The sequence below is a fragment of the Variovorax sp. WS11 genome, from assembly GCF_010499245.1.
GTDB lineage: Bacteria > Pseudomonadota > Gammaproteobacteria > Burkholderiales > Burkholderiaceae_C > Variovorax.
Genome location: NZ_JAAGOW010000005.1, coordinates 308,369 through 328,999 on the forward strand (window position 1 = coordinate 308,369; position 20,631 = coordinate 328,999).

21 protein-coding genes are annotated in these 20,631 nt (G+C 68.3%); 13 read left to right on the plus strand and 8 right to left on the minus strand.

Going from position 1 to position 20,631, the window contains the following annotated elements:
* The first annotated feature begins 16 nt into the window (after positions 1-16).
* Genes GXN78_RS35960 through GXN78_RS35970 form a run of 3 tightly spaced genes read left to right on the plus strand, consistent with a single transcriptional unit; the run spans position 17 to position 4,322 of the window.
* Complete coding sequence (locus GXN78_RS35960; protein WP_239143145.1) at positions 17-949, plus strand: tripartite tricarboxylate transporter substrate binding protein; 933 nt, start codon at positions 17-19, stop codon at positions 947-949.
* A gap of 46 nt (positions 950-995) precedes the next feature.
* The gene (locus GXN78_RS35965; RefSeq protein WP_106560718.1) at positions 996-2,288 is read left to right on the plus strand and encodes a porin; all 1,293 of its coding nucleotides are present in this window, start codon (positions 996-998) and stop codon (positions 2,286-2,288) included.
* Positions 2,289-2,333: 45 nt separating this feature from the next.
* A complete protein-coding gene (locus GXN78_RS35970) occupies positions 2,334-4,322 on the plus strand; it encodes a hypothetical protein (protein WP_106560717.1) in 1,989 nt (662 codons plus the stop codon).
* Between the two features lie 19 nt (positions 4,323-4,341).
* Here GXN78_RS35970 and GXN78_RS35975 read toward each other — a convergent pair whose 3' ends face one another.
* Positions 4,342-4,716 (minus strand): helicase SNF2, encoded by a 375-nt coding sequence (locus GXN78_RS35975; protein WP_106560716.1) that lies wholly within the window; start codon positions 4,714-4,716, stop codon positions 4,342-4,344.
* 169 nt (positions 4,717-4,885) lie between these two features.
* Between GXN78_RS35975 and GXN78_RS35980 the strand changes: the two genes are divergently transcribed.
* Positions 4,886-5,524 (plus strand): glutathione S-transferase family protein, encoded by a 639-nt coding sequence (locus GXN78_RS35980; protein ID WP_106560715.1) that lies wholly within the window; start codon positions 4,886-4,888, stop codon positions 5,522-5,524.
* Between the two features lie 15 nt (positions 5,525-5,539).
* On the opposite strand, the gene GXN78_RS35985 is transcribed toward GXN78_RS35980, so the two are convergent.
* Positions 5,540-6,244, minus strand: a complete 705-nt coding sequence (locus GXN78_RS35985; RefSeq protein WP_164256251.1) for an NIPSNAP family protein — start codon at positions 6,242-6,244, stop codon at positions 5,540-5,542.
* Positions 6,245-6,330: 86 nt separating this feature from the next.
* Here GXN78_RS35985 and GXN78_RS35990 point away from each other — a divergent pair, with 86 nt between their 5' ends.
* The 7 genes from GXN78_RS35990 to GXN78_RS36020 all read left to right on the plus strand — a co-directional run bounded on the left by GXN78_RS35990 (position 6,331) and on the right by GXN78_RS36020 (position 13,227).
* Positions 6,331-7,281 (plus strand): zinc-binding dehydrogenase, encoded by a 951-nt coding sequence (locus GXN78_RS35990; RefSeq protein WP_106560713.1) that lies wholly within the window; start codon positions 6,331-6,333, stop codon positions 7,279-7,281.
* 14 nt (positions 7,282-7,295) lie between these two features.
* Positions 7,296-7,901, plus strand: a complete 606-nt coding sequence (gene wrbA, locus GXN78_RS35995) for an NAD(P)H:quinone oxidoreductase (RefSeq protein WP_106560712.1) — start codon at positions 7,296-7,298, stop codon at positions 7,899-7,901.
* 39 nt (positions 7,902-7,940) lie between these two features.
* A complete protein-coding gene (locus tag GXN78_RS36000) occupies positions 7,941-8,774 on the plus strand; it encodes an IclR family transcriptional regulator (RefSeq protein WP_164256253.1) in 834 nt (277 codons plus the stop codon).
* A gap of 144 nt (positions 8,775-8,918) precedes the next feature.
* Positions 8,919-9,770 carry a helix-turn-helix transcriptional regulator gene (locus tag GXN78_RS36005; RefSeq protein ID WP_106560710.1) on the plus strand — a complete coding sequence of 284 codons (852 nt, stop codon included), beginning with the start codon at positions 8,919-8,921 and terminating at the stop codon, positions 9,768-9,770.
* Between the two features lie 115 nt (positions 9,771-9,885).
* Positions 9,886-10,461, plus strand: coding sequence for a hemerythrin domain-containing protein (locus tag GXN78_RS36010; RefSeq protein WP_106560709.1), 576 nt, complete (start codon positions 9,886-9,888; stop codon positions 10,459-10,461).
* Positions 10,458-12,236 (plus strand): FAD-dependent monooxygenase, encoded by a 1,779-nt coding sequence (locus tag GXN78_RS36015; RefSeq protein WP_106560708.1) that lies wholly within the window; start codon positions 10,458-10,460, stop codon positions 12,234-12,236. Before GXN78_RS36010 ends, GXN78_RS36015 begins: the two co-directional genes overlap by 4 nt.
* A gap of 16 nt (positions 12,237-12,252) precedes the next feature.
* Positions 12,253-13,227: a tripartite tricarboxylate transporter substrate binding protein gene (locus tag GXN78_RS36020; RefSeq protein ID WP_219910128.1), complete on the plus strand. Its 975-nt coding sequence runs from the start codon at positions 12,253-12,255 to the stop codon at positions 13,225-13,227.
* Between the two features lie 78 nt (positions 13,228-13,305).
* Here the strand turns inward: GXN78_RS36020 and GXN78_RS36025 are convergent, their stop codons facing one another.
* Positions 13,306-15,207, minus strand: coding sequence for a winged helix-turn-helix domain-containing protein (locus tag GXN78_RS36025; RefSeq protein WP_106560706.1), 1,902 nt, complete (start codon positions 15,205-15,207; stop codon positions 13,306-13,308).
* Positions 15,208-15,324: 117 nt separating this feature from the next.
* On the opposite strand from GXN78_RS36025, the gene GXN78_RS36030 reads away from it, so the two are divergent.
* Positions 15,325-15,786 (plus strand): hypothetical protein, encoded by a 462-nt coding sequence (locus tag GXN78_RS36030; protein WP_106560705.1) that lies wholly within the window; start codon positions 15,325-15,327, stop codon positions 15,784-15,786.
* Between the two features lie 30 nt (positions 15,787-15,816).
* Here GXN78_RS36030 and GXN78_RS36035 read toward each other — a convergent pair whose 3' ends face one another.
* From GXN78_RS36035 to GXN78_RS36055, 5 genes are read right to left on the minus strand one after another with little or no spacing between them, the layout of a single operon-like run.
* Complete coding sequence (locus tag GXN78_RS36035) at positions 15,817-16,650, minus strand: SDR family NAD(P)-dependent oxidoreductase (RefSeq protein ID WP_106560704.1); 834 nt, start codon at positions 16,648-16,650, stop codon at positions 15,817-15,819.
* A gap of 51 nt (positions 16,651-16,701) precedes the next feature.
* A complete protein-coding gene (locus tag GXN78_RS36040) occupies positions 16,702-17,418 on the minus strand; it encodes an ABC transporter ATP-binding protein (protein ID WP_106560703.1) in 717 nt (238 codons plus the stop codon).
* 3 nt (positions 17,419-17,421) lie between these two features.
* Positions 17,422-18,180 (minus strand): ABC transporter ATP-binding protein, encoded by a 759-nt coding sequence (locus GXN78_RS36045; protein ID WP_106560702.1) that lies wholly within the window; start codon positions 18,178-18,180, stop codon positions 17,422-17,424.
* Positions 18,177-19,121 carry a branched-chain amino acid ABC transporter permease gene (locus GXN78_RS36050; protein WP_106560701.1) on the minus strand — a complete coding sequence of 315 codons (945 nt, stop codon included), beginning with the start codon at positions 19,119-19,121 and terminating at the stop codon, positions 18,177-18,179. The genes GXN78_RS36045 and GXN78_RS36050 overlap by 4 nt, the downstream gene beginning before the upstream one ends.
* Entirely contained in the window at positions 19,118-20,011 is an 894-nt protein-coding gene (locus GXN78_RS36055) for a branched-chain amino acid ABC transporter permease (protein ID WP_106560700.1), read from the minus strand. Before GXN78_RS36055 ends, GXN78_RS36050 begins: the two co-directional genes overlap by 4 nt.
* A 161-nt stretch (positions 20,012-20,172) precedes the next feature.
* On the opposite strand from GXN78_RS36055, the gene GXN78_RS36060 reads away from it, so the two are divergent.
* Complete coding sequence (locus GXN78_RS36060) at positions 20,173-20,628, plus strand: nuclear transport factor 2 family protein (protein ID WP_164256255.1); 456 nt, start codon at positions 20,173-20,175, stop codon at positions 20,626-20,628.
* The last annotated feature ends 3 nt before the right edge of the window (positions 20,629-20,631 follow it).

A 20,631-nucleotide genomic window follows, 5' to 3' on the forward strand; every position in this document is an offset into this window, starting at 1 on the left:
CCTGGTCGCGTGCGCGATGCTCGCGGTCGCACCCGCATGGGCGCAGAGCGCCAAATTCCCCGATCGACTGATCCGCATCATTGTTCCGTTTGCTGCGGGAGGCGGCGTAGACAACATCGCTCGCCTGCTGGCCAATCAACTTCACACGCAGCTCGGGGTATCGGTGATTGTGGAAAACCGCGCCGGCGCGAATGGCGCCCTGGGCGGGAAGGCGGTCCAGACCGCTTCCGCCGATGGCTATACGCTGCTGTTCTCCGCCGCCACGCACGTGCTGGCCAAAGAGGTCGTCGCCACGCCGCCCTACGACCCGCAAACGGACTTCTCGCCGATTGCCCGCGTTGCCGAGGCGCCGCTGATGCTCGTCATCGCGCCTCAGCTCGAGCCTCGCAAGCTCACCGAGGTACTTGCTGCGGTCAAGAAGGAACCGGAAAAGTGGACGGCGGCGATACCCGCGGCGGGGGCACCCAGTCACCTGGCCACGCTGCTTCTGGCGAAACAGGGCAACGTCAAGTTCACCTATGTTCCCTACAAAGGAACGCAACCAGCGCTAGTGGACGTAGGGGGCGGACACGTTCAGCTTCTGATGGATTCAATGATATCTGTGCTGCCGTTGGCCAAGGCCGGCCGCGTGCGTCCCATCGCAATCACCTCCGCCAAACGCAGCCCGCTCGTGCCCGATGTGCCGACCGTGCAGGAGAGCGGGCTGCCCGGCTTCACATACGGATCGTGGTACGGCGTGTGGGCGCCCAAGGGCACGCCCGCCGATCGCGTCCAGTTGCTCAACGGTGCGATCAACGCCGCCATGACCGAGCTGGGCAAGTCGGGCGCGCTGGCAAGCCTGGGCGTCGAGCCCGTGACCCAGGATGCCGAGCAGTTCAAGCGCTACGTCGCCAGCTTCGTGACTCAAAGCGCCGAACTGCTCAAGGGCGCCGGCTTCAAGCCCGAGTGACGCGGGACGTCGCGCATCGCTTCACCCTTTCCACGGAAATCAGAACATGAACAAAACCACCATCGTGGCAGCGAGCCTGCTGTCCTGCACCACCGCGGCGACGGCCCAGTCGTCCCTCACGCTCTTCGGCGTGGTCGATGTCGGGGTCAGCCACTACAGCGCCAAGAGCGACTTCTACAACAACACGGCGTCATTTGTACTTCCACCCGCCATCGCGCCGGGTGGCGTCACCAAGAGCCAGACTGCCTTGTCCAACAGCAATGTCTCCAACAGTCGTCTGGGCTTTCGCGGCACGGAAGATCTTGGCGGTGGACTTGCCGCCGGCTTTTGGCTGGAGGCCGGAACCACACCCGACAACGGAGCGACCGCGATCTCCAGTTTCAATCGGCGGTCCACCGTCAGTTTGTCGGGTCCGTTCGGCGAGCTTCGCATGGGCCGCGACTTCACCCCGACATTCTGGAACGACTCGGTGTTCAGCCCGTTCAGCACGATCGGCGTCGGTGCCAATGTCGTGTCGAGCGTCGGAACCAGCTTGCAGGTCGTGAGAGGTCCTGGCTCCCCGGTGGCCGCTTCCGACAACTACCTTCGCACCAGCAACGGCATCGGTTACTTCCTTCCGCCCAACCTGGGCGGGGTCTATGGGCAATTTCAATACGCCCTGCACGAGAACGCCTCGCAAAGCAATCTGCCGGGAAGTCCGAGCAGGAAGGGGCGCTATTTCGGTGGCCGCTTGGGCTATGCCGCGGGGCCGCTCGATGTTGCTTTGGCGTACGGAGAGAGCACGGCAGCGGACACCACCGGCGTGAACGCCATTGGACTGCCCACCGGCGTCAATCTCGACGAGAAGATCAAGACCATCAATCTCGGTGCCTCGTACGATCTTGGGTTCATGAAGATCTTCGGCGAGGTTTCGCAAGTCACGGACCGGGCGCTGTCGGCGGCGCCGGTTCCGGTGCTGGGCTCCGTCACGCTGCGCGATTCGGACAAGTACAAGGGCGGGCTCCTGGGCGTCACTGTGCCTGTCGGCCCGGGGCTGATCAAGGCCGCCTACTCACGCGTCAAGTTCGACAACGACTTGGGGCCGCTCGCGACTCCTCTGACACCGCGGCGTGACGCGTCCGTCAACAAGCTTGCGATCGGATACGAGTACAACCTCTCCAAGCGCACGGCGCTCTACGCGACGGCAGCCCGGATTCGGATCAAGGACGGCCAGAACAATCCGGCCGTCATGGGGGCGGTAACGGGCGGCGTGACGTGCCTCTCCACGGGTGCGGGAACGTCAGGATTCGCACCGCGTCGTTCCACCGGATACGATTTTGGCATCCGCCATGCGTTCTGATTGACAGTCGATCGGCTGCCATGTGGGACGATGAGGTTCGCAGCCATGAAACACCTCTTCCTCATCCTCCTGTTTCTCGCTTCAGCAGCGCACGCGCAGCCGGTCGACTCGACACGGGCGAAGGTCGCCGGCAGCGGCGGAGCGTCTTTCGCGGGAGCGCTGCCCAACGACATCGTGAATGCATCCGGGGTGGTGAACCCTGCCGCCTACAAAGCCATCGGCAACGCCTACAGTTCGCCGGCCGCGATCACCTACCGCTTCGGCGAGCCGCCGACGAGGACCGACGTGCAGACATTTCCGCTGCGTGCCGACGTCGGGCAGATCAGTCATTGCGGCGGCACCTGCAAGGTGGCGTATCAGCTCGGCAAGGAATCGACAGCCATGTCGAACAACTATGTGAGCACGCACGGGGCGGCGATCGGCGTGCCGCTCGCCGGCTCGTCCGCCTCTGATTCGGTTGCGTGGTTCCAGGCCTCTGCCGTGGATCGCAACACGTGGATGCAGCGCCCGCAGATCTTGTGGCAAGCGGGAAAGTTGCTGCCCTCCGCGATGGACGGCTACTACCGCGACGGCGTGCTGTCGCCGAACGAGGCGGCTGACCTCCCGATCGTTGCCGACCGCTGCGCCAACTCGGCGGACAGCTCCTGCCGCGTCTCGATCATCGGCACGCAGGGCAGCGCGACGAGGGGAGCCACGCTCTTCACGATCGGCAACACGACGGCCTCGAACCGCGCGTCGGTGCAGTTTCCGGTTGGCCTCGTGCCGACCGGCATCAGTTCGACGGCCGGCGGCGAACTGGCCGTGGTGTCCCTGTGGGACACAGTCAACGTGAAAGGAAAGGTCGCCATCGTCTCGCTCGGTGCCACATGCGAGGGCTGCACCCTGAAAGGACCCCGCTACGACTGGTGGCACGGCTTCATCGATTCCGTGCACGTCGGCTTCTGGGACCAAGGCAATTTCATCTTCATGAAGATCGTCGGCTACGTCGACTTGCCCGACACCATGAAGGCCCCGACCGGCATCAAGGTCACGACCGGCATGACGCCCTTCGATGCGGTGGTGCACCCGGTGGGAAAAGAAGTCTCGAGCATCGGCCTGCTCGCCTCGCCCCTCGCGCAGAACCGTTCGAAGTTCCTGCCGGGCGGTGAATTCCATGCCACCTATGCCAAGGGCGGCGTCGCCGTGGTCATCTCGAATTCGGAGAAGAAGGCGGCCTTCATCGATCTCGGCCCCTACCTCCGGTTCACGAACGGCATGTTCCTGAACAGCGAAGAGAGCAACGCCGAGACTCGGAACATCGGCATGGGGCCGGACCAGTGGCCATACCCGATTGCGGCGCACCCGCAATCGGCGCCCGTGCTGGTGAAGATCGTCAACCTCGACGGAAAGCCCACCGGCGTTGCAACGACCGTGCGCTCGTACTGGAACAAGGATGACCGCGAGCGCGTTCCCGACACGCCCTACTGGCGAACCACGCCCCGCCAACCACGCGCATGGATCGCCACGCAGGACGGAACGCTGCGCATCTACTCGCTCGGGCGCTATGCCGCCGGGCCCAAGCCGACGACGCCTGATCCCGCGGACATCGCCGAAGTGGGCCGCGTCACCGGGCTTGGCGCCGGCGTCACCGGGCTATCGGAGTCGAAGGGCCTGGATCAGCGTCCGGACGCCTTGAATACCGCGGTGCTGTTCTACCGGCGCGCCGAGCGCCAATGGGGCTGGGTCGGCTTTCGAAACGACGGCACCGGCAGCGTGATCCGCCGGATGGCCGATTCGCGAGTCGATCCTGTCGCCGTGGCCGAGCTCGACCAGTATTCGACCAGTGGTTGCATGGTCGCCGTGGCGGACTATTCGGGCGCCTCGATCAAGCAGTACCGCTGCGGGATCGTGCGCTACTCCCTGCCGTCGAGCCAGACCAGCTTCTGTCCGTCGGACGGTCCCGGATGCCCGACACTGACGCCGAATGGCGAGTACGCCGGGGGCTTGAGCCTGCCGTTCAGGCCGTTCTCGGTGCACAGTTCGAACGCGCCTTGATGCCCCAGGGCGCCGCGCTTCAGATCGCGAGGTCATCCCCGCGCGCAACTGCGCGGGCCTGGATGCGCACGCTGGCGCGGTCGACATGCGATTCGACGCGCGTCACGCCTTGACCGTAGCCTTCCGCATACGGGTTCGCACTGCGAGCGGCAAGGACTCCTTGCGAACGAACCGAAGCTCGCTCGACAGAGCTGGCGATACGGGCGACGCCCTGCCCGGCCACATCGCTGAACTGGTCGCCGCTGCGTGCGGCCACGACGCCTTCAGCGCGGACTGCAGCGCGGGTCTGCGTCGATGTGACCTTGACCACGCCATGATAGGTTTCTGCCTGAACGCCTGCGGCAGCGAGGATCGCGAGCGCAAAGCCGGAGAGGAGCTTGGAAGCGGTGTTCATGTCGGTTTCCTTCAAGTCATCGAACGGGTTGGTGTGGGATGAAGTTTGCGCCGGCCAAGGGCCCCGCGTATGTGCGTTTTCGCACCTTGGCGTTCATGTCTTGGAAATAATCAGGGATTCGAAATGCCGAGCGATACCTCTGGGGTTCGAGCACGAAAGGACACGCACGATGACCATCACCATCACCGCCTTCGAACGGTCGCCCGACGGCGGCAAGGGTCTGGCGCGAGACACGCGCGTGCGCTGGGCGCTGGAGGAAGCCGGCCTGCCCTACGAGGTGCGCCTGGTGTCCTTCCGCGCGATGAAGGAGGCCGCGCATCTGGCGCTGCATCCCTTCGGCCAGATCCCCACCTACGACGAAGGCGAGCTCGCGCTGTTCGAGACCGGCTCCATCGTGCTGCACATCGCCGAGCGCCGCCCCGGCCTGTTCCCCGCCGATGCCAACGCAAGGGCGCGCGCCATCACGTGGATGTTCGCGGCGCTCAATACGGTCGAGCCTCCCATCCTCGAACTCGTCACCGTCAAGCTGGTGGAAGGCGACAGGCCCTGGAAGGCCGAGCGCCTGCCCCTCGTCGTGGACCGGGTGCGCGCCCGACTGAACCAGCTGGCCGCCCGCCTGGGCGACGGCGACTGGCTCGACGGCGGCTTCAGCGCGGGCGACCTGCTGATGGTGTCGGTGCTGCTCCGGCTGAGACCGTCCGGCCTGCTGAACGAGTTTCCCAGCCTGGCCGCCTATGTCGCTCGCGGCGAAGCGCGGCCGGCCTACCAACGGGCGTTCGCCGCGCAACTGGCGATCAACGCCGCGTGAGCGCCGAAGGTCCGCTCAGGCCCTGCCGCGCCCCAGCCCCGCACGGATCGTCATGCCCGGCGCCGGGTCCAGCAGGTTCACCTCGGCGCGCTCGAACAGCGCCGTGCCATGCGTCCTGCGCTGCTCGGCGAAGGCCTCGCGCAACGCCTCGCTCCTATCCATCGCCTGCCGCCCCGCATGCCAGGTCGCCGCATCCGGCCAGGCATACAACAGCACGATCTTCTGCATGCCCGCACCGGAAGCCACGTCCCACACCGCCAGGACGCGCCCTCCTGCCTCGCGTACCGACGGAAGCCACGTCTCCTTCAGGAACACGTTCGCGTTGGCGTTCTGCCCGGGCGCGATCTGCTGCTGCACCAGCTCGTGCAGGCCGCCCACCGGCGCCTCCGCGTCGGATGCCGCCGGCCAGGCCGCATTGGGCTTGAGGAAGAACAGGTCGTGCCGCTCGACCATCTCGTGCCCGGCGTTGGTCTCGGCGCGGATGCGCCACCACTGCGCGTCCGCGTAGAAGCTGGCCCACACCGCTTCCCGGTGCGCGTAGTCGCGGTAGGCCATCAGGTAGACGAAGCGCGGCGCATCGGGGCCGGCCACCGCGTTCCAGCGTGCCACGCAATCGACGCCGTGCTTGGCGAACAGCGCCGGGAAGTGCTCGTTGAAGCGCGTGTGCACGTCGGCCATGCGGCCCGGGGCGACGGAATAGAGGCGCAGCTCGTAGATCATGCGTTCCAGCTTAGCCGCGCGCGACCGTCTGTCTGTCCCGTCGCAGGGGGGCATACCGCGCCAGGGGCGCTGCCTATGCTGGCCGGATGAAAGCCATCATCTCCACGGCGGAGGGCGCGCGGCTGGCCGACGTCCCGGTGCCGCAGCCCAAGCCCAACGAAATCCTGGTGCGCGTCAAGGCCGCCAGCCTGAACCGCGCCGACCTCGCCGGGCTCGCTGCGAAGAACGACAGCGTGATCGGCATGGAGTGGGCCGGCGAGGTGGTGGAGGCCGGGCCGGAAGCCGGGGACTGGAAGCCGGGCGACCGCGTGATGTGCACCGGCGCCGGCGCCTACGCCGAGTACGCCGTCACCGATGGCGGCCGTGCCTGCAGGATTCCCGACGCTGCCCTGCCCTACGAAGAAGCCAGCATCCTCACGCTCGCCCTGCAGGCCATGCACGACGCCATCGTCACCCATGGGCAGCTGCAGCGCGGGCAGGACGTGCTCATCCACGGCGCCTCCTCGGGCGTCGGCCTGATGGGCCTGCAGATCGCGCGCCTGCTCGGCGCCGGCCGGGTGATCGGCACTTCCACCAGCGCGGAGCGCCGGGCCCGGCTGGCCGAGTTCGGCGCCGACCTCGCACTCGACCCCGGCGAGCCCGAATGGCACCAGCGCGTGCTGGAAGCCACCGGCGGCAAGGGCGTGGAAGTGATCGTCGACCAGGTCACCGGCCAGCACTTCTCCCAGACCATGCAGACGGCCGCGATCGGCGGGCGCATCGTCAACCTGGGGCGCCTGGGCGGTGCCGGCGGTGAGTTCGATTTCCAGCTGCATGCGCTGCGGCGCATCAGCTACATCGGCGTCACCTTCCGCACCCGCTCCAGCGCGGAGATCCGCACCCTCAACGCGAAGATGCTGGCCGACCTCGGCAACGCCATCGGCGAGCGCCGGCTCAGGCTGCCGATCGACAGCCGCTTTGCGCTGGCCGAAGCCGGCGGCGCCTTGGCGCGCATGGCCGCCAACCGGCACTTCGGAAAGATCGTCCTCACCGTCTAGAAAAGAAGAACTTCATGGCCAACGTGACCATCGTCTACTACAGCAGCACCGGCCACACCTGGCAGATGGCGCGCGCCGTCGAGGAAGGCGCGCGCGCGACCGGCGCGCAGACCCGCCTGCGCAAGGCGCGCGAGCTGGCCGGCCCCGAGGCCATCGCCGCCAAGCCGGGCTGGAAGGAACACCTGGAGGCCACGTCCGATGTGCCCGAGGCCACGCTGGACGACATGGCCTGGGCCGACGGCTTCGTCTTCGGCACGCCCACGCGCTTCGGCCTGCCGGCGGCGCAGCTCAAGCAGTACATCGACACGCTGGGGCCGCTTTGGGCGCAGGGCAAGCTGCAGGACAAGGCTGCCGCGGCCTTCACCGGCGCGGGCAATGTGCATGGCGGCCAGGAGTCCACGCTGCTCGCGCTGCACAACGTCTTCTATCACTGGGGCGCGATCATCGTGCCGGTGGGCTACACCGACAAGCTGCTGTATGCGGCGGGCGGCAACCCCTACGGCATCAGCTTCACCGATGGTCGGGGCAAGGGCCTTCCGGAAGAGAAACTCGCCGCGGCCCGCTACCAGGGCCAGCGCGTGGCGCGCTTCGCTGGCCTGCTGTCGGCGGCGCGAAGCTGAAGCCTCTTCCGCACGGTGGCGCATGCTAGGCTGATGCGGATGAACCCGACCGAAGACAGCCCGAACGGCAACGGCGCGTCTCCCGGCGAAGACGACGCAGGCGGCGTCCAGGCCGTGGACACCGCCGTGCGCGTGCTGTCGGCGCTGATCGATACCGGCGCACCGCTGATGCTCAAGACCGTGGCCGAGCGTGCCGAGATGCAGCCGCCCAAGGCGCACCGCTACCTGGTGAGCTTCTGCCGCAACGGACTGGCCGAGCGCGATGCCGCGAGCGGCGGCTACAGGCTCGGGCCGCTGGCCGTGCGCATGGGATTGGCGGCGTTGCGGCGGCTCAATGTCGTGCAGGCGGCATCGCCCACGCTCGGCGAGTTGCGCGACGAGCTCGGCTTCACCGTCGGCCTGGCGGTCTGGGGCGCGGCCGGCCCCACCTTCGTTCGCTTCGAGGAAACCAACGATGCGCTGATCATCAGCGGCCGGCCGGGCTCGGTCATGCCCCTGCTCACGTCGTCCACCGGCCGGGTGTTCGGCGCCTACCTTCCGCCGTCGGTGACCGCCTCGCTGATCCAGCGGGAAATGGCCGGCTCGCAGCATCCGGGCGCCACCCCGACCCGGATCGCAAGCACGATGAGCAAGGCCGACGTCGAGGCACTGTTCGAAGACGTGCGCCGCCACAAGCTCGCGCGCGTGCTGGGTGACGTCAATCCCGGGCTGCACGGCGTCTCGGCGCCGATCTTCGATCACGCCGGTGCCGTGGTCGGCGTGATCACCGTGATGGGCTCGGCAGGCCTCATCGACACCCGGCTCGACGGCCCTGTCGCATCCACCCTGGCCGCGCGCGCCGAAGAGGTCTCGCGCCGGATGGGCTGGGCCTGAATGGTTGATCCATTAAGACAAACAAGGGTATCCACTGACACAGTCGAGATTTCGATCAGCGTAATCTGATTACGGAAAATGAAATGCGCCACGGGACCGAGAAGTCCGGGCGCGAGGCGCCCCCACCACCTAGGAGACACAGCCATGATGACGTTGACGGTCCAGGATCGGCCCGCCGCCGGGCCCACTCCCGAAACCTCCCTCGCACGCCTCGTCGACAGCATGGGCAATGACCGCTTCGGCCCCGCGCTGGCCGCCTACCTGCACGCGCTGTGCGGTGCCGACCACTTCGCGGCCTTCCACCTGGGGCGCGACGAGCTGCGCGAGGTGGCCGCCTGCTGCGTGGAGCCGGAGCGCACCGCCCGCGACCGGGTCGACAGCTACGTCAAGCAGGGCCTGTGGCGGCACGACCCGGCCATGACCGAAGCCCAGCGTTGCGTCGAGAGCGCCACGGCCACCCTCATTCACGTCGACTTCAGGGACCACGGCTACGACGACCTGCGCCCGCGCGTGTACCCGCACGTGCGCGACCGCATCCTCCTGTGCGGCCGCAGCGGCAATGGCGCCATCGGGCTGAGCGTGCTGCGCGGCGACCCTCACTCGCCTTTCGCCCAGGAAGCCATCGAGAAGCTGAGCCAGACGGCCGAGCTCCTGGTCGCCATGCTGGCCAAGCACGCGGACGTCTGCCAGAGCCGGCCCAACGTAGCGCAGGCGCTGACCGCGCTGGCCGACATCGAACACTGCATCGTCGCCACCAGCCCGCTGCCGCGGCGCGAGGCCGAGGTGTGCGCCCGGATCCTGTACGGCCTCTCTTCGGTCGGCATCGCCTTGGACCTGTCCGTCAGCGAAGAGACGGTCAAGACCTACCGCAAGCGTGCCTACCAGCGCCTGGCGATCGGCAGCGAACGCGAGCTCCTGACCTGGTACCTCGCCCGCTGGAACCACTGGAGCGCCGAGCGCTTCCAGGGCGGCATGGCCTCCTCCACCCTGCATTGAGCTTTCCGCTCGTCCGCGCCCGGCGCGGGCGAAGGGCGTCCCCCGTCGCGGGGACTGACCCCGGAGCGCGGCCGTGCGTCAATGCAGACATGCCAACACGTCGCCGCCCCGAACCATGCAGCCGCCTGCTGCCATCCAGCTGATCCGCGAAGACCACGAGTCTCTCGCCATGGTCCTGCGAGCCCTGCGCGAGGCCGTCGAGCAGGCCCGGCACTGCGGCCGTCCGCCGGACTTCGACGCGCTGCGCGCGATGGTGTTCTACCTGGACGAGATGCCGGCCCGCGTCCACCATGCGAGCGAGAGCGAGCTGCTGTTCCCCCGCATCCGCGAGCGCTGCCCGGCCCTGCGTCCCGTGCTCGATCGGCTGGATGCCGAACACGAGCGCGGCGAATCTGCCGTGCGCGAACTGGAGCACGCCCTCACTGCCTGGGAGCTGATGGGCGAGGCCCGCCGCGAGGCCTTCGAGCTGCTGGTGCAGACCCACGTCGACGTCTATCTCGGCCACATGGAAGTCGAGGAGAGCTACGTGCTGCCGGTGGCGGTGGACTACCTGTCGCCCGCGGACTGGCGCGAACTCGCCGAGGCGCTCACCCACCAGCGCAGGCCTCACAGCGCATCGATGGCGCAAAGCCACCGCGCGCTGTTCGCGCGCATCACGGCCCATCAATCACATCCGAAGAAAGCACCATGAGAGACATCGAAGTCCCGGTCCTGGTCGTCGGCGGCGGCGGCTGCGGCCTCGCCTCCTCGCTGTTCCTGTCGCGCCAGGGCATCCGCAGCCTGCTGATCGAGCGCCATCCCGCACCCGGGCGCCTGCCCAAGGCCCGCTACATCAGCCAGCGCACGATGGAGCTGCTGCGCCAGTTCGGCGTGGCCGACCGCGTGTACGAGCGCTCCATGCCGCTCGAGCACATCTCGCACATCCGCTGGTGCACCACGCTCGCCGGCGACGGCGAACTGGACCGGCGCACCTTCTACCGCATCGAGTCCTTCGGCGGCGGCTCGCTGGCGCAGCACTATGCGAAGGACAGCCCCTGCGAATCGACGCTGTACCCGCAGGTGCGCATGGAGCCGCTGCTGCGCGATCTGGCCTCGGCGGAAGACCGCGCGCAGGTGCTCTACAACCACCAGCTGCAGTCCTTCGAGCAGGACGAACAGGGCGTGAGCGCGATCGTGCGCGACCGCGCCACCGAGCAGGACATCCGCGTGCGCGCCAAATACCTGATCGGCGCCGACGGCGGAAAGACGGTGGGGCCGGCGGTGGGCGCCGTCATGACCGGCGCCACCGACCTGGCCCACATGGTGACCGTGTACTTCCGCGCCGACTTGTCGCAATACTGGGACGACGACTATTCGATGACCACCTGGTTCGTCAACCCGGAAGGCGGCTCCTGGGCCAGCGGCGTGCTGGGGCAGCTGGGCCCGACGCGCTTCGGGCGGCACTCCGAAGAGTGGATGTTTCACTTCAGCTTCCGCCCCGACGATCCCTCGCGCTTCGAAGAAGCCTCGCTGCTGCCGCGCATGCGCGAGCTGCTGAAGATCCCGGACCTGCAGCCGGAGATCATCGGCATCGGCCACTGGACGGTGGAGGGCGTGCTGGTCGACCGCTACCGCTGGGGCCGCGTGCTGCTGGCCGGCGACGCCGCGCACCGCCATCCGCCCACCACCGGCCTGGGGCTGAACTCCGCCATCCAGGACGCGCACAACCTCACGTGGAAGATCGCCGCGGTGCTGAAGGGCCAGGCGCACGACGGCCTGCTCGACAGCTACGAATCGGAGCGCCGCCCGGTGGCGGCGGCCAACATCCAGTGGGCGCTCATGACCTTCCAGAACCACCAGCTGACCGATGCCGGCATCGGGCTGGTACGCGGCAACGCCGAGCTGAGCCACGCCAACTTCCGCCGCTTCTTCGCCGACGACGCCGAAGGCCGCACCCGCCGCGCGCGGCTGGCGAAAATCATGGACGTGCAGCGCATGGAATGGCAGGCGCACGACATCGAGCTGGGCTACCACTACGACATCGGCGCGGTCATGCCCGACGGCACGCCGGCGCCGGAGCGCGATCCGCTTGGGCAGACCTACGTGCCGACCACGCGGCCGGGGCACCGCCTGCCGCATGCCTGGCTCGAGCGCGACGGCCGAACGGTCTCGACGCTGGACCTGGTGAAGCCGGGCAGCTTCGTGCTGCTCACCGGCCGCAAGACATCGGGCTGGGCCGAGGCGGCTGCCGCCGTGGCCCGCGCGATCGACCTGCCGATCGAAGTGATCGAGATTTCCGACGACGCCGCCGTGCGCGATGCCGATCGCATCTGGCGCCACCTGAGCGGCGTCTCCGACGAAGGCGCGATTCTCGTGCGGCCCGACCAGCACGTGGGCTGGCGCTCGGTGGGGCGCAGCGACACGGCGCAGGCCACGCTCGCGGCAGCGCTGTCCAGGATTCTTCAGCGGGACGTCAAGACGACATAAGCGAGGACACATCACCATGCATCGACGCACCCTTCTTGCCTTCGCCGCCGCGGCCGCCCTGGCGCCCGCGGCCTTCGCGCAATCGGGCTGGCCCAGCCAGCCGATCCGGCTGATCGTCCCCTACCCCGCCGGCGGCGGCACCGACTTCTTCGCGCGCCTGGTCGCACCCGGCATGGGCGAGGCGCTGGGCCAGGCGGTGGTGGTCGAGAACCGTCCCGGCGCCTCCGGCATCATCGGCGCCACCGCGGTGGCCAGGCAGTTGCCGGCCGACGGCCACACCTTTCTGCTGGGCGACATGACGACCTACGCCGTCAATCCCAGCATGTTCGAGAAGCTTTCCTACGACCCCTTGAAGGACCTGGCACCGGTGACCATGACGGCCAAGTTCGACTTCCTCCTCGTGGTCAACCCGAGCGCGCTGCCGGTGAGCAACCTGCAGGAACTGGTCGCCGCGGCCGGGCGTGCGCCGGGCGGGCTCAGCTATGCCTCGCCCAGCGTGGGCACCACCCATCACCTCGCCACCGAACTGCTCGCGCGCGAGACCGGCATGAAGCTGGTCGCCATCACCTACAAGGGCGGCGGGCCCGCCGTGCAGGACCTGCTCGGCGGCCAGGTCGGCATGATGTTCCTGGACCGCGCCTCGGCCCGGCCGCACATCGAGTCCGGCAAGCTGCGCCCGATCGCCGTTGCGGGTTCGAAGCGCATTGCGGCCTACCCCAACGTGCCGACGCTGGCCGAGCAGGGCGTCAAGGGCTTCGAGGTGGAGGGCTGGCAGGGCTTCACCGTCCGCGCCGGAACGCCCGAGCCGGTCATCCGTGCGTTGAACGCCGCCTACCTGAAGGCGATCGCGCCCGCCGAGGTGAAGCGCAAGCTCGCCGATGCCGGCATCGATCCGGTCGGCGGGACGCCGGAGCAATTCAGCAGCTACATCCAGGCCGAGACGGCGAAGTGGCGCGCGGTGGTGCGGGAGCGGAACATCAAGGGCGAATAGGCGCCTCGGCGGGCTTTCTCTCACCAGCGGTGAGAGAAATTCATGGCGCGTCGAGCCCGAGTAGCGGTCGATGACCCATCAGATCGGCGTCAGACCCGGCCCATAGCGATCCAGCTTGAGTGCTTTCATGAGGGCCACAAAACGCGGTTCCGCGCGCAGGCCCCTCCAGTGGGGATCATCCTTCAGAAAGACCATTCGGGTGTCTCGCGCCACGAGGCCATGTTCCAGGGTCGTGAGCGCCGAGGCCGTTTCGCCGAGCGCCGCATGCAGCGATGCGATCGAAGTCGGCGTGACGTACCGCGTCTTCGATTCGTTCGTCAATTGGTCGAGGATCTGCCGTGCCTCTTCGCCTTCCCCGAGAAGCGCCAACTGCACGCCTAGCACGGCTTTGGGGCGTGTGCAGTCGGACAGCCTCACCGCGCGCCGCATCGCGGCGATGCCTTCTTTCGGGCGCTGATCGGACATGTACAGCAAGCCCAGGGCCAGATGGGTCAACCAGAGATTGGGCTCGATATCGAGCGAGCGGTTCAGCCGCATTCGCGCTTCGTCCTTCTGCCCGCCGGCGAGCAGGAGGCTGGCTTCGACCGTGTTGTACACCGGGGACATCGGATTGAGCGAGCGCGCCGCTCGAAGGTGAACGAAACCCTCGGAGAGGCGGTCCTGGCTCAAGAGCAGCGCGGCCAGGCCCCAGTGCGCGGTGGTGGTGTTGGGGTTGAGCGCCAGCGCGTGCCGAAACGACTGCTCGGCGCTTGGCCAGTCGAATTCGAACCAGAATCGACTGAAGCCGATGCCGGCATGGGCCTCCGCCAGGTTGGGCACCAGTGCAAGTGCATTCTGCAAGGCAGCATCGGCCGGCTCGAAGACCTCCGATGCCAGCCCATCGGAGTTCCACAGCTTGCGCCGATGGACTTGCGCCAGCTCCACCCAGGCCATCGCATACGAGGGGTCGATACCGATCGCCTGATTGAGCAGCGAGACGCCCTTGTCGACTTCGTCGGCCCGGCCGCCCTGCGCCCGCCATCGCGCGGCCAGGTAGAGCTCGTAGGCCTCCGTGTTGCGCGTGCCACCGATCTCGGCAAGTTGCGCCGGTGTGCCGAGCCGCGCCTGCAGCATGGGCAGCAACGCTTCCATGACCCGATGGGAGATCTGGTCCTGCACTTCGAACACATCCGTGAACTTCTGGTCGAAACCACCGCTCCACACGGCGACACCATCGGCTGCATGCAGCAAGCGGGCGGTCGCGCGCAGCAGATTGCCGCGTCGTTGCAGCGAGCCGTCGACGATCCAGGCGACCTCGAGCTCGCGTGCGGCGCGCACCGGGTCTTGCGCAGCGCCGGCGTAACGCAGCACGGCGCCTGTGGAGCGTACAACCAGCCCAGGTGCCGTGGAGAGCCTGGCAATCAGGCTGTCGGCCATTCCGACTTCAAGCAGCTTGTCCCGGCCTTCCGCCGCGAGCGGCTTGAAGGGCAGGACGGCCAGGGTGAATTTCGCCGGCGCGACCGGGCGGCGGACCCAAGTTGCCCATCCAGCGCCAGCCAGCACGACGGCGGCACCCGCGCCGAGCGCCAGGCGCAAGTGGCGGCGCCGTCCGGAGTCTGCGGGGGGCACCGGTGCGGGGGTCTCCTTCGGTGCGGCTTTCGTCACATCGACGTGACGCTCCTTCAAGACGGGCGCAACGAAACGAAAGCCGTGCCGGGGCACGGTCTGGATAAAGCGGCTTCCCTGGGCGTCGTCACCCAGCGCCCGCCGCAGCCCCGCCACCACTTGGCTCAGGTTGTTCTCCTCGACGACCAGGCCTGGCCAGAGGGCCTGGAACAGCGTCTTCTTGTCGAGCAGCTCCCCCGCATGCTCGACGAAGAACAGGAGCGCGCTAAAGAGGCGCGGCGTGAGCTCGATCGACTTGCCATCCGGGCGCAGCACCCGCCGCTGCGATCTCTCGAGCACGAACTCACCGAATCTGTAGGCGTCTTCATCGGGCATGGCGCGGATTCAACGCTTTTTCAGGAATTTTTCAAGCCTTGCTTCGTGACGCCTGAAGGCGGCACGGCGATCGTTCACCCTCGGGTCCGCGCTGTGCGGCACTCACAAGGAGAAAACATGAAGAACGCTCTGAAGGCTGCCCTCCCGCTGATCCTGTGCCTCCCCGCCTTCGTCGCTGCAGCGGATCCGCCGAAGAGATGCAGGAACGAAAACCTCCGCGGACAGTACGTTTTCACCGCCCTGGGATTCCAGCGGGCGCCGGACAGCGCGCCTGGTACGCCTTGGTTTCCCAAGGCGATCCTGGAAGTGATGCAGTTCAACGGCGACGGGACGCTGACCACGCCGCAGCTCGCCATCGCCAACCCACCCGGCGATCTCGGCGTCGTCGTCTCGCCGCCTGCAGGCGGCGCCCACGGGGAGTATTTCGTCAACGACGACTGCAGCGGCACCGTGCACTTCTTCGATGCGGGCAACGTGACGTTCAAGATCCACGTCGACCGCCGGGAGGACACGATCCGGATGATTCAGACCCACCCGATCAACAACGTTTTCCAGGGCACCGGCAAGCGCGTGGATTGATGCGCGGGAGGCGAGATGCGGCGTGAGCGCTCAGGGGGGCGGCCCGTACACGCCGGCCTCCTGCAGCGCACGCGAGCCAAGATCATTGCCGTTCCAGCGCGTGAAGAAGCCGGCGCTGCTGCCGCCGTCGACGGTCAGCACGGTGCCGTTGATGTACGAGGCCGCGGCCGACAGCAGGAACAGCGCAGGCGCGGCCTGTTCGTCGGAGGTGGACAGGCGCGCCATCGGGTTGCGGTCCACCATGGCGTGCTCCACGTGGTCCGGCGGCAGGTTGGTGCGCACCAGCGGCGTGTCCACCACGCCCGGCGCGAGCGCGTTGACGCGCACGCCGTGCCGCCCCCACTCGATGGCCATGGCGCGCGTCAGCCCGATCACGCCGTGCTTGGACGCGCTGTAGTGGCTGCGCCCGGCGTGGCCGCCCAGGCCGTCGATGGAGGCCACGGTGACGATCGCGCCACGCCGCCGCGCGACCATGCGCCGGCCCACCGGCTGCACCGAGCGGAAGCTGCCCGTGAGGTTGACGTCGATGCAGCGCGTCCACGCTTCGTCGCTCATCGCCTCGGCACGCATCGGCGAGGACACGCCGGCGCAGGCCACCATGCCGTCGATGGGCCCCAGCCTGGCTTCGATCGTCTCGGCGGCCGCGGCGCAGCCGGCTGCGTCGCGCACGTCCAGCGCGACGGCCAGCGCCTCGGTGCCCAAGGCCCGCACCTCGCCGGCGACCTGCTCGGCGCGCTCGCCGACCGCATCGGCAATCGCCACCTTCATGCCGCCGCCCGCCGCCATCAGCGCGATCGCCCGGCCGATGCCGGAGCCGCCGCCCGTGACATAGAGAACCTGTCCACGCATGCCGAAATCAACCATGGAATCTCCAGATGAAAGGATCAGTCGGCACGGGCCGCCGGCCCGCACCCTTCAAGCGATCAGGCCTGCGCGGCCGAAGTAGTGGTCCGCGATCACCGGGTCGTGCGCCAGGTCGGCCGCGCTGCCCTGGTGAACGACGCGGCCCTGCTCCAGCACCGCGGCGCAATGCGCCGTTTGCAGCGCCAGGCGGGCGTTCTGCTCGACCAGCAGGATCGTCATGCCCTCGCGGTTGAGCTGCACCAGCGCGCGGAACACGTCCTTCACGATCACCGGCGCCAGGCCGAGGCTGGGCTCGTCCAGCATCAGCAGCTTGGGGCGGCCCATGAGCGCGCGGCCGATCGCCAGCATCTGCTGCTGGCCGCCGGAGAGCGAGCCGGACAACTGGTTGCGCCGGTCCTTCAGCACCGGGAACAGCACGTGGACGCGATCGAGGTCGGCCGCGTCGCAGCCGCGCACGCCCGCCGCCTGCCGGCCCAGCTCGAGGTTCTCGGCCACCGTCAGCGGTGCGATCACTCGGCGTCCCTCGGGCACCTGGATGATCCCTTCGCGCGAGCGCAGATGGGCGCTGCGGCGGCCGAGGAGCTCTCCCTCGAACCGGATCTCGCCGACGGAGGGCACGATGCCCGACAGCGCATTGACCAGGCTCGACTTGCCTGCGCCGTTGGGCCCGATGAGCGCGAAGATCTCTCCCTTCTTCACGCTCAGGTCCACGCCGCGCAGCGCCTGGATGCCGCGGTAGTGCACGTCGAGATGGCGGATCTCCAGCATGGCTCAGGCTCCCAGGTAGGCTTCGACGACCTTCGGGTCGCGGCCCACCGCTTCCGGCAGGCCCTCGGCAATCAGGCGGCCCGAGGCCAGCACGTAGAGCTGCGAGCACAGCGACATCACGAAGCGCATGTTGTGCTCGATCAGCAGCACGGCGACCCCGCTGGCCGCCACGCTGCGGAAGATGCCCGCCAGGCTTTCGGCTTCGGCGTCGTTCATGCCGGCCACCGGCTCGTCGAGCAGCAGCAGCCTGGGGTCGGTGGCCAGCGCGCGCATCATCTCGATGCGCCGTTGGTGGCCGTAGGAAAGCCCGCCGGCGCGGTGCTGGGCTAGCGCGGTCATGCCGAAGCGCTCCAGCAGCGCCATGGCGCGCTCGTTCATCGCCCTCGCCTCGTCGCGCGCACGCTGCAGTCCCAGCAGGTTGGCCCAGAGGCCTGCCTTCTCGTGCCGGTGGAAGCCGGCGACCACGTTCTCGAGCACGGTCGCATCGGGCACCAGCCGGATGTTCTGGAAGGTGCGGGCCACGCCGGCGCGTGCCAGCGCGGGCGCCTCCTCGCGCGACACGTCCTGGCCGTCCAGCAGCACCTTGCCCGCACTCAGGTGCAGCAGGCCGGTGATGAGGTTGACGACGGTAGTCTTGCCCGCGCCGTTGGGGCCGATCAGGCCGGTGATCTGGCCGGCAGGAACCTGCAGGCTCACGCCGTCGACGGCCGGGACGCCGCCGAAATGGCGGGCCACGTCCTGGAGGACCAGGGTTGCGGTCATGTGGGCGCTCCTGCTTCGATCGAGGACTTGACGGCCGGGCCACCGTCGCTGCCGGCGCTGGAGACCACGCTCGCCGGCGAGGCGCGGCCCGTGCTGCGGCGCAGCCGGCGATCGCGCAAGATCGCGATCGCGGTGTCGGCCACGCCGCGCGGCAGGTAGACGATCACCAGCATCAGCAGGATGCCCTGCACCACGTTGCGATAGTCGGCGAACACGCGGAACAGCTCGGGCAGCGAGGTCAGGATGGCGGCGCCCACCAGCGCGCCCCACACCGAGGTGCGCCCGCCCAGCACGACCATCGCCAGCGTCGCCACCAGCATGCCGAAGCCGAACTCCCCCGGCGTGATGGCGTAGCTGCTGGTCGCCTGAAGCGCACCGCCCAGCCCGGCCAGCAGCCCGGACAGGATGAACGCGATGCGGTGGTAGTAGGGCACCGAGATGCCCAGCGACACCGCCACCGTCTCGTCCTCGCGGATCACGTCCATGGCCCGGCCCACGCTGTAGCGGCCCATCGCCGACAGCATCAGCACCACCACGGCCACGACCGCCAGCAGCACGCCGGTGCCCGCCACCTTCGGAATGCCGTTGACGCCGAGCGCGCCGTTGGTGACGCTGGCCCAGTTCTGCGTCGCCGACAGCACGATCTGCACCAGCGCCAGCGTGGCCACGGCCTGGAACACGCCGCGCAGGCGCGACAGCGGGATCGCCAGCACCGCACTGGCCAGCGTGCCCAGCACCGTGCCGGCGACGATGGCCGCGAACGGCGGCCAGCCGGCCTTGGTGATCAGCAGCGCACAGCCGTAGGCGCCCAGCGCGGCGAAGCCCGCGGTGCCCAGCGAGAACACGCCGGCGCGCAGCACCACGTACTGGCTCATCGCCAGCAGCGCGTAGACCAGGATGTGGTCGAACAGCGACTGGTAGGTGTAGAAGAAGTTGATCATGCGCGTTGGATCCGCATCGCCGCGGTGGACTGGCCGAACAGGCCGGTGGGCTTCACCAGGATCACGATGAACAGGGCGGTGAACACGATGGCTTCGGCGACGCCCGAGGACACGTAGGCGACGGCGAGGGTCTGCACGATGCCGATGGCCAGCCCCGCGATCAGCGCGCCGGGGATGCTGCCGAGCCCGCCCAGGATGATGATCACGAAGGCGCGCAGCAGCAGCGGCTCGCCCATGGCGAAGTGCACCGAGTTGAAGACCAGCCCGATCAGCACCCCCGCCATGCCGGCCAGCGCGCCGGAGATCAGGAACACCTGCATGTTGACCGGCCCGGGGTTGATGCCCAGCAGCCGTGAGGTCTGCTCCGAGTAGGCCACGCAGCGGATGCGCTGGCCGAAGCTGGTGCGGTACAGGTACCAGACCAGGCCGAACACCATCGCCACCACCAGCCCGACGATCACCAGCTGCAGCAGCTGGATGCGCAGGCCGCCGACGGTGTAGACGACCACCGGGAAGGCGTCGAAGGGGAAGCGCATGACCGCGGTGTTGGAGACCTTCTGCGCAATCGCGAGCAACACCAGGTCGGCGCCGATAGAGGAAACGATGGCGGAAAACTCCGGCGCATTGCGGCGCCGCAGCGGCCGGAAGGCGAACACGTCGAGCGCCACCGACACCAGCCCGCCGGCCACCATGGCCAGCAGCAGCGCCACGTAGATCGGCGCATCGAGCATGGTGACGGCATACAAGCCCGCGAAGGCGCCCCACATGAACACCGAGCCGTGGGCCATGTTCATGATGTGGTTCACGCCGAAGAGCAGCGTGAATCCGAGCGCGAACAGGGCGTAGACACTGCCCACGACCACGCCGTTGAGGAGTTGTTGCATCAGCATGGGGCGAGCATAGGAATGCGCTCGCCGGGTGTATGTCCCCTCGGGGTGGGACGGGGTTTGCACGGAGCGCGACCGGCGGTGAAATCCGGTCCCCTGCGGTGGGGACAGACGCTGCCGGCGCAGGTGGGGACACTGGCCCTTCCCCTGGAGGAATCACCGTGATGCGCTTTCCCCACCTGCCCGTCGAGGACGAGCTCGAGATCCGATCCGTCTTCGCCCGCTACGGCCACCTGGCCGATGCCGGCGACCCGAACTTCGTCCAGCTGTTCACCGAGGATGCCAGCTGGACGCGCGCCAATTCGCCGCCGGCCGCGCACGGCGGCAGCGGCCTGCCCGCGGAAACCATCCGCGGCCGCGACAAGCTCTTGGCGCTGATGGACGAGGTGATGAAGAAGAAGTTCAGGCAGCGCATGCACCATCAGATGACCGACTTCTACGTGGTGCCCGGCGCCGGCGCCGACGACGCCATGGGCCACGCGCGGGCGCTGATCACCGACTGGCGCGACGGCCCCGGCAAGATCGCGATGTTCGGCAAGTACGACGTGCGCTTCCGCCGGACCGAGGTGGGCTGGCGCATCAGCGACATGCAGGTTCGCGTGCTGCCGGGCGAGGAGTGAAGG